General features: G+C 71.7%; 11 protein-coding genes. 6 read left to right on the top strand and 5 right to left on the bottom strand.

Annotated elements, in window-relative coordinates:
- The 3 genes from ACFFNX_RS35635 to ACFFNX_RS35625 form a co-directional block, all read left to right on the top strand.
- On the top strand, positions 1-528 hold a 528-nt coding region (locus ACFFNX_RS35635; RefSeq protein ID WP_378210361.1), incomplete at its 5' end, for a penicillin acylase family protein.
- A complete protein-coding gene (locus ACFFNX_RS35630) occupies positions 525-1,043 on the top strand; it encodes an HAD domain-containing protein (protein ID WP_378210360.1) in 519 nt (172 codons plus the stop codon). The genes ACFFNX_RS35635 and ACFFNX_RS35630, both read left to right, overlap by 4 nt.
- Positions 1,022-1,744, top strand: a complete 723-nt coding sequence (locus ACFFNX_RS35625; protein ID WP_378210358.1) for a hypothetical protein — start codon at positions 1,022-1,024, stop codon at positions 1,742-1,744. The genes ACFFNX_RS35630 and ACFFNX_RS35625 overlap by 22 nt, the downstream gene beginning before the upstream one ends.
- Here the strand turns inward: ACFFNX_RS35625 and lipB are convergent.
- Both lipB and ACFFNX_RS35615 read right to left on the bottom strand, forming a co-directional pair.
- Positions 1,709-2,497: a lipoyl(octanoyl) transferase LipB gene (lipB, locus tag ACFFNX_RS35620; RefSeq protein ID WP_378210357.1), complete on the bottom strand. Its 789-nt coding sequence runs from the start codon at positions 2,495-2,497 to the stop codon at positions 1,709-1,711. The genes ACFFNX_RS35625 and lipB overlap by 36 nt on opposite strands.
- Positions 2,446-3,423, bottom strand: a complete 978-nt coding sequence (locus tag ACFFNX_RS35615; protein ID WP_378210355.1) for a glycoside hydrolase family 113 protein — start codon at positions 3,421-3,423, stop codon at positions 2,446-2,448. The genes lipB and ACFFNX_RS35615 overlap by 52 nt, the downstream gene beginning before the upstream one ends.
- Positions 3,424-3,573: 150 nt before the next feature.
- Between ACFFNX_RS35615 and ACFFNX_RS35610 the strand changes: the two genes are divergently transcribed.
- The gene (locus tag ACFFNX_RS35610; RefSeq protein WP_378210354.1) at positions 3,574-3,771 is read left to right on the top strand and encodes a hypothetical protein; all 198 of its coding nucleotides are present in this window, start codon (positions 3,574-3,576) and stop codon (positions 3,769-3,771) included.
- A gap of 67 nt (positions 3,772-3,838) precedes the next feature.
- Here ACFFNX_RS35610 and ACFFNX_RS35605 read toward each other — a convergent pair whose 3' ends face one another.
- Complete coding sequence (locus ACFFNX_RS35605; RefSeq protein ID WP_378210362.1) at positions 3,839-5,737, bottom strand: WD40 repeat domain-containing serine/threonine protein kinase; 1,899 nt, start codon at positions 5,735-5,737, stop codon at positions 3,839-3,841.
- A 97-nt stretch (positions 5,738-5,834) separates the two neighbouring features.
- On the opposite strand from ACFFNX_RS35605, the gene ACFFNX_RS35600 reads away from it, so the two are divergent.
- Positions 5,835-6,419: a hypothetical protein gene (locus tag ACFFNX_RS35600; RefSeq protein WP_378210353.1), complete on the top strand. Its 585-nt coding sequence runs from the start codon at positions 5,835-5,837 to the stop codon at positions 6,417-6,419.
- Here the strand turns inward: ACFFNX_RS35600 and ACFFNX_RS35595 are convergent.
- Together ACFFNX_RS35595 and ACFFNX_RS35590 are read right to left on the bottom strand one after the other, a co-directional pair.
- Positions 6,412-6,741, bottom strand: coding sequence for a hypothetical protein (locus ACFFNX_RS35595; protein ID WP_378210351.1), 330 nt, complete (start codon positions 6,739-6,741; stop codon positions 6,412-6,414). The genes ACFFNX_RS35600 and ACFFNX_RS35595 overlap by 8 nt on opposite strands.
- A 73-nt stretch (positions 6,742-6,814) precedes the next feature.
- Positions 6,815-7,234 carry a winged helix-turn-helix transcriptional regulator gene (locus tag ACFFNX_RS35590; protein ID WP_378210349.1) on the bottom strand — a complete coding sequence of 140 codons (420 nt, stop codon included), beginning with the start codon at positions 7,232-7,234 and terminating at the stop codon, positions 6,815-6,817.
- 107 nt (positions 7,235-7,341) lie between these two features.
- Between ACFFNX_RS35590 and ACFFNX_RS35585 the strand changes: the two genes are divergently transcribed.
- Positions 7,342-7,691: alcohol dehydrogenase catalytic domain-containing protein (locus tag ACFFNX_RS35585; RefSeq protein WP_378210348.1), on the top strand; the 350-nt coding region annotated here is incomplete at its 3' end.

Genomic DNA, 7,691 nt, shown 5'->3' with positions numbered 1-7,691 from the left:
GTCCTGCCCGCCGAGGACCTCGCCGCCGACCCGCGCGTGGACCTGGACCTGCTGCTGTCACCCGGCGACCGCCTCGGCCCGCCCGGCGCCCGGGAGAGGATCATCCTGTCCACGCTCGCGGACGCGGTGGCCGACCTCGAACGGCTCCTGGGCGCCGATCGGGCCGGCTGGGCATGGGGACGGCTGCACCGGGCCGAACCACCGCATCTCCTCGGGGAGCGCGGTGCCCCGGTCGGCCCGCTGCCGCGCGGCGGCAGCGGGGACACGGTCGGCGCCACCCCGTACACCCCCGACTTCCGCCAGTCGGGCGGCGCGACGTTCCGCCTGGTCGTCGACGTCGGCGCCTGGGACGCGTCGGTGGCGATGAACTCCCCGGGCCAGTCCGGCGTGCCGGGGAGCCCGCACCACCACGACCTGTTCGGAGGCTGGGCCGCCGACGAGGCGTTCCCGCTGCTCTACAGCCGTGAAGCGGTCGAGCGGAACCTCGGCGGCCGCATCACCCTGCGCCCGTCACCGGAGGACCGGTGACCGCCGGCCGCCCGCTGCTCTTCCTCGACGTCGACGGACCCCTGATCCCGTTCGGGGCCGGGCCGGGACAGAGCCGGGGCGAATCGCCGGAGGTCTCCGGAAACCCGCTCCTGGCGAGGCTGAACCCCGAGGACGGGAGGCGGTTGCTGGCCCTGCCGTGCGACCTGGTGTGGGCCACGACCTGGCTGGACGACGCGAACACCGAGATCGCTCCGCGGATAGGCCTCCCCGAACTGCCGGTGGTGGACTGGTCCGACTCGTCCGCGGGCGATGAGGACGACAGACTGCACTGGAAGACCCGCGGCCTGGTCGAGTGGGCCGCCGGCCGCTCATTCATCTGGGTCGATGACGAGATCGGCGCCATGGACCGGGCCTGGGTGTCGGCACACCATCCGGCACCGGCTCTCCTTCATCGCGTCGACCACCGTCTCGGCCTCACCGACGCGGACTTCGACGCCATCGCACGGTGGCTGACGCGCGAAGAGGAGGACCCGTGCCCGGTCTGGCGGAGCTGAGCTACACCACGCTCGGCGGCGTCATCGGTGCCGTCGCGTCCGGCTATCTGACCCGGCATCACGAGCGGCGGCAACTCCGTGCGGCGGTGATGGAGCGGCTGCACGCGGTCGTCGAGGTCACCGCCGGGGTTCGCGACGTCGAGCCCGGCTGGGCGCCGGTGTCGCGTACCGCCGACGGGCGGCGGCGCCTGACCGGTGTGCTCGGCGTCAGGGCGACGCTCGGCGACGGCGCCGACGCGGAGCACGCCCAGCGTAAGGCGTTCGCCGGCCTCACCGTGGCGGCGCTCGCGGCCGGTGTCCCGCGGCGTGTGACCGACTTCGCCGCCGGAGCCTGCGAACGGACGCTCGAGAGCCACGTGATCGCGTTGGTCGACCGCCGCGTCGGCGGGGTGCTGGGCGCCACGGCCGATGACCTCGTACGGCTCGCCGATGAGTACCAGCGGGCAGCGGTCGCGCTGCTCCTCCACGTGCTCTGGCACCCGTGGCGGGCGAAGGCGAGCACCCGGGCCCGCATCCGTGACCTGCGGACCGACGTCGAGGCCCTGCACCGGTTCCAGCAGGCCGCCCGAGAGGTTCTCGCCCAGGCGGACAACGCCGAGCGGCTGTCCGTCCACCTGGGCGAACGCCGGCGGATCACGAAAGACGCGACCTCGGACGGCGGCGACTCAGCGGCTCCACGCGGTGGAACCGGCGATCAGTGAGTCGGCCACGGTGCCGCACACCTCGGCGTGCGACGGCATCGGCAGTTCGCGTGCGTCGGCCACGCGGCGCAACGACGTCATGGTCACGTCGTGCAGGCCGCAGACCGTGAAGCGGTCGAAGGCGCTCATGTCCGGGTCGACGTTGAGCGCGAAGCCGTGACTCGTGACGCCCTGGCGGATCCGCATGCCGATCGAGGCGATCTTGTGATGGCCGGGGGTCCAGACGCCGGCCAGGCTGGTGGAGCCCGGCGGCGTGTCGCGGCGGAGCGCGGGGAAGCCCAGCCGGCCCAGCGCCGCGATGAGACCGTTCTCCATCCAGCGGACGATGTCGACCGGCCCGTGCCGGCCGATGTCCGCCACGAGATAACCGACGAGCTGCCCGGGGCCGTGGTAGGTCGCGAACCCGCCCCGGTCCACCTCGACCGCGCGGATTCCCAGGTCGGCGGGGAGGTCGGCGGTGGACGTGCGCGGGCCGTACGTCACGATCGGCGGGTGGCTCAGCAGGAACAGCCGGTCTCCGGCGAGCCCCTCACGGCGCTCCTTCACCCATCCCGCCATCCGCACCCGGGCGTCCTCGTAGTCGACCTCACCGAGGTCGACGCGTTCGAGCATGGCACCCCCCGATGAGCTGATGAACACCCGCCAGTATCGTCCGCGCTCCGGCTCGGCGGGCCGGCGGGTCTCGACCGCCGTGGCCGCGATCAGCGGGCGTACGCGGCGGCGAGGGCGTGGAAGACCTCCTTCGGCTCCCACCGGGTCTCATCCAGGAACTTCACCACGCCGTACGAGGCGAGGTCGAGGTCCTCGTGCGGGTCCGCCCGGTGCGGCAGACCGTATCCGGCGAAGGTGAACCAGAAGGCGCGGTCCACGCCCTCCTCCTGGAATATCTCCAGCAGTTCGCGCAGGTAGGTGACCTGTTCGGACTCGTCCCGCACGTAGTCGCCGTTGATGTGGGAGGCCTCCCGGTCGGCGATCATCCAGCCGGTGCCGCCGCGGTCGGCCGCGCCGCGGAACGTGCAGCAGCCGAACTCGGTGACCACGACCGGCTTGCCGTACGCGAACCGCCGGCGCAGGTCGGCGCGGAACCCGGCGGCGTTCGACTCGTCCCGGTAGGCGTCGATGGACACGATGTCGAACGGCGCCCAGTCGACGTCCTCCCACAGGCCCGACGCGTAGGTGACCTTGCCGCCGAACCGCCGCCGCACCGTGCCGGCCGCCTCGGCGAGGAAGTCGTTCACCTTCCGTACGAGGCCGGGGAAGGCGGCCACGACCTCCGGGTCGCCCGACATGACGGCCTGGATCCGGTGGAAGACGTCCTCGCCGGGCAGGAAGCCCGCCGCGAACAGGCTCAGCTCGCAGCCGGTGGCGAAGACGACCTGCGCGCCTCCGCGCCGCAGGTCCTCCGCGTGGCCGGCGCACTCCTCGAAGAGGCGCAGCATCGGCTCGGGCGTCAGGTCGGTGGGGAACGGTGAGAACCAGACCTCCAGCCCGGCCTCGGCCGCGTACTCTCCGGCGACGGCCAGCCGCCCGGCGTCGTCGCCGGTGACGCGTACGGCGTCGCAGTGCAGCCGGTCGGCGATGACGCGCATCTCGTCCCGTACGGTCTCGTGGTCGAACCGCTCGCGTGACAGTCGGCCGCCCGGGCGGAACCCGGTGTCGTAGGTGATGCCTCCGTGCATGCTGCTCTCTCTCGTGTCGTTTGCGTACGACCAGCGTGATCGAGCCCTCGGCCACCCGGCAGAGCGATGTGTCCACGATTCGTCGGTACAAGTGTCCTAATCCGCAAATTTCTGGGTAACACGAGCGGACACAGTCTTTGGAGGTCGTTCATGAGAGTCACCAGCGCCATAGTCCTCATCTGGCTCATCATCGGCGCCATCGCCGCCGGTCAGCGGCACTATTACAGCCACGGTCCGAGCAACTGCTCCCAGGCCGGCACGCTCCTCGTCACGATCATCGCGGGCCCGCTCAACTACATCGGAGTGAACCCGAAGATCTCCTGCAAGACGCCCGAACCCAGCAAGTGACCTCCGTCGCGGCGAGGGCGGCAACCGCGCTCGGTCGCCCTCGCCCGACGGCGGATCGCCCCGCCTTCTACCGGGTCAGATCCCACAGGCGGATGCTGCGGTCCTCGGCGCCCGTGACCAGGGTGCGGCCGTCCGGGCTGAAAGCGAGCGCGTCGATCCGGCCCTGGTGCCCGTCGAGGACGCCGAGCCGGGTGTTGGTGACGATGCCGTTCAGGATGACCTTGTGGTCTTGGCCGGCGCTCGCGAGCGTCCGGCCGTCCGGGCTGAACGCGACGGTGTCCACGACCCCCTTGTGACCGGTGAACACGCCCATGCCGAGGTGGGTCCGTACGTTCCAGAGCAGGACCTTCTCATCCTCCCCGCCGCTGGCCAGCATCCTCCCGTCGCCGCTGAAGGCGACCGCGTGCACCGGCGCGGTATGGCCGTTGAGCACCGCCGCCTGGGTCCACGACGCGGTGTTCCACAGGCGTACCGTCCGGTCCAGCCCGCCCGCGGCCAGCAGGGTCCCGTCCGGGCTGAACCGCACCGAGGTCACCGCCTCGCGCTCGTCGCGGAGCACGCGTACGGTGCGGCGCGACCGGACGTCCCAGATGCGGATGGTGTGGTCCTTGGAACCGCTGGCCAGATAGCGTCCGTCGGGGCTGAAGTCGACCGACCAGACCTCGGAGCGGTGACCGGACAGCACGGCGACCTGCCGGTCGGAGGACAGGTCCCACAGGCGTACCGTCCGGTCGTCGCCGGCCGTGGCCAGCAGCCGGCCGTCGGGGCTGAACCGCACCCCCTCGATCGGCGCCGTGTGGCCCGGTAACTGCGCCAGCTGGACGCGCCGCCTCACGTCCCACAGGCGGACCGTGGCGTCCGACCCGGCGCAGGCGAGCCTCGTGCCGTCCGGGCTGAACGCCACCGAGAAGATGTTCGTGTCCGACTTCAGCCGCGTGGACGGGAAGTGGATGCCGATGTGCACGACCGGCGGGGCGGGTGTGGTTGCCGGCGCCCGGTGCGGAGGATGCCGGGGCAGCCAGATCGCGGCGGCGGTGCTCAGCATGATCACGAAGAGCAGGACGGCCAGCAGGAACGGCGTACGCGAGCGGCGGCGCCGGGGCGGCGTCGTCTCCTCATCCTCCGCCGGGCTCGGCGGCTCGGCGGGTTCGGGCTCGTCGCCGGAGAGGCGGGTGAGGTGCGCCGCGAGGACGTCGGCGGGCATCCGCATGCTCGGCTCTTTGGCGAGCAGCCCGGCGATGACGGGGGCCAGCGGCCCGGCCCGGCCGGGCGCCGGCGGGTCGGTGGTCAGCAGGGAGACGAGGACGGTGGCGACCGTCTCCCCGTCGAACGGTGGCTGTCCCTCGACCGCCGCGTACATCGTCGCGCCCAGCGACCACAGGTCCGACGCCGGCGTGGCGTCCGTGCCGCGCGCCTGCTCGGGTGCCATGTAGGACGGCGTGCCGAGCATGGCGCCGGTCTCGGTGAGGACGGTGCCGCCGTCGAGCGAGGCGACGCCGAAGTCGGTGAGCACCGTACGGTCGCCGTCCAGGATGACGTTGCTCGGCTTGACGTCACGGTGCACGACCCCGGCGGCGTGCGCCGCGCGTAACGCGGTCAGGATCTGGGCGCCGATCTCCGCCACCCGGGACGGCGGCAGCGGCCCGTCCTCCTTGAGCACCCGCGCGAGCGTGCGGCCGTGGACCAGCTCCATGACGATCCACGGGCGGCCGTCGTCGCGTACGACCTCGTGCACGGTGACGATGCCGGGATGGCTCAGGCGCGCGGCGGCGCGTGCCTCGCGGAGGGTGCGCGCCCGCAGCGCCACGACCTGCTCGTCGTCCAGACCGGCCGGAAGCCGGATCTCCTTGACGGCCACGTCGCGGCCGAGTGACTCGTCGCGCGCCCGCCAGACGACTCCGATGGCGCCTTCCCCGAGGACCTCGATCAGCCGGTACTTTCCACCGACGAGTCGCTCACTCCCCATCGTCACGCTCCGAGCGTAACCGGACGCGAAGCGTGCATCTCGGAATCTTCTGTTTTAGGTAGCGATGCTGGTCCTCGGGGCGCCATAGGTTGGCGTCGTGGATGGAGGACGGGACGACGAGCGACGGCCGGCCGGGCTGCTCGGCGGCCTCGCCCCCGTGGCCCGGGCGGCCCTGGCGGCCTCGGTGGCGGGCCGTCTGCTGCCGTACCACCTGCGGTTTCACGAGCAGACGGGGCGGGGTGACCCGGCGGTCCTCCGAAGCGCTCTCGGCGGCGTATGGGACCGGCTGGAGCACGGGTCCGCCATCGACGTCGTCGCCGTGGGTGTGGCCTGCATGGATCAGGCGTTCGTCGCCGCCGACCTCGGGTTCGCCCTCGCCGGGACACGGACGTGGGAGGCGTGGAGGGTGGTGAACGGGGCCGCCACCCCACTGGTGGAGAACGCCGTGCACGCGGCCTGGGCGGTGGCCGGCGCCTGCCATGTCGCCGTCCACGGCCGGGTCGGGGAAACGCTCCACTGCCTGCGGTACGGCCGAGACGCCGCGCTGGCCGAGGCTCTCTCGCGCCGGACGGGCGAGCCGCTGGTGGAAGAGGAACGACGCCGTCAGGCGCGCGACCTGGAAATGCTGGAACGCTCGGGACCCACGGCCGAGGTCCTGGCCGAGCTGCGGACCCCTACCTGATGACCAGGTGGGAGTTCTCCCGGAGCCGGCAGCGGACCCTTCGCTTGCACAGCTGCGTCTGGGTCACCGTCGCACCACCGGAGTTCGCGTTGATGATGGTCTGAACTCCGCGGATGTTGTTGGGACTGTTGAAAGGGGCGGAGATTCTGTTGTGCCTGCCATTGCCGTTGTGCTGGTCGCTGTCTCCCCAGTGCATACCGGGCATCGCCGCAGGCCCGGTGCGGGTCGAGGCCCGACTCTCAGGCGCGGCCGTCAGGCAGCCCATGGCCGTGAACAGAAAGACCATGGCGTAGAGCGCACCGCCCTTATGGCGACCGAGCATTCATCCTCCTGATGGTGTCAGTGCGCTGTCGTACCCGCCGATCGCCGATGGCCACCCCCTTTGTACTCGCATATTACGAATGCCGTTCCTGGGCATTTACTTGCGCGTCGTAGCTCTCCTGGGCGGCGGCGACCTCCTCGATGTGCGTCTCCGCCCAGTCCTTGATGGCCCGCATCACCGGCAGCAGGCTGACGCCGAGTGGCGTGAGCCCGTAGTCGACCCGTACGGGGACCGCGGGGGTGACCGTGCGGGTGACCAGGCCGTCGCGTTCGAGGGTCCGCAGGGTCTGGGTGAGCATCTTCTGGCTGACGCCGGCGACGGTGCGGGACAGGTCGCTGTAGCGCTGCGGGCCGTCGGCGAGGGCGTTGAGGAGGAGGCTCACCCACTTGTCGCTGATCCGGTCGAGCAGCCGCCGGGCCGGGCACGTCGCGAGGTAGGCGTCGTAGGCGACACGCGCATCCTGGCGCCGCTGGGCGGCGGTGCGGGTGGTCATGGCTCTCCTCTGCGTACGGTACGCACCTCCAAGTGCGTACTTTCCGACAGAGAGTAGCTCTCCCTACGGTCGTTTCCGAAGCCTTCTTTCGAACGTGGGGAGATCTCATGCGGGCGGTCGTCATTCACGGTTTCGGCGGGCCGGAGGAACTGCGGCTCATCGACGTGCCGGTTCCGGTCGCGGCGCGGGGCCAGGTGCTGATCCGGGTCGAGGCCGCGACGGTCAACCTGGTGGACGTGGTCACCCGTTCCGGCGCGCTCGCCGAGGCGGGCCTGCTGCCGCCGCGCGAGGTGATCGGCATCGGCTGGGACGTGGCCGGCGTGATCGAGCGGACCGGCCCGGGCGTCACCGGCCTGGCCTCGGGGGACCGGGTGATCGGCCTGGCCGACCGGCTCGACGTGCCGCTCGGTACGCAGGCCGACCTCGCCGTGCTCGACGAGGACACCGTCGCCGTCGC

It is taken from the genome of Actinoallomurus acaciae (genome assembly GCF_042429965.1).
Classification (GTDB): domain Bacteria; phylum Actinomycetota; class Actinomycetes; order Streptosporangiales; family Streptosporangiaceae; genus Actinoallomurus; species Actinoallomurus acaciae.
Note: the sequence above shows the minus strand (reverse complement) of the source record. Positions and strands in the feature narration are given on the sequence as shown.

Bases quoted from the DNA above. Each gene is read 5' to 3' on its own strand.
- ACFFNX_RS35605 (WP_378210362.1), bottom strand. From the start codon at position 5,737: ATGGGGAGTGAGCGACTCGTCGGTGGAAAGTACCGGCTGATCGAGGTC.
- ACFFNX_RS35590 (WP_378210349.1), bottom strand. From the start codon at position 7,234: ATGACCACCCGCACCGCCGCCCAGCGGCGCCAGGATGCGCGTGTCGCC.
- ACFFNX_RS35610 (WP_378210354.1), top strand. From the start codon at position 3,574: ATGAGAGTCACCAGCGCCATAGTCCTCATCTGGCTCATCATCGGCGCC.
- ACFFNX_RS35595 (WP_378210351.1), bottom strand. From the start codon at position 6,741: ATGCTCGGTCGCCATAAGGGCGGTGCGCTCTACGCCATGGTCTTTCTG.
- ACFFNX_RS35615 (WP_378210355.1), bottom strand. From the start codon at position 3,423: ATGCACGGAGGCATCACCTACGACACCGGGTTCCGCCCGGGCGGCCGA.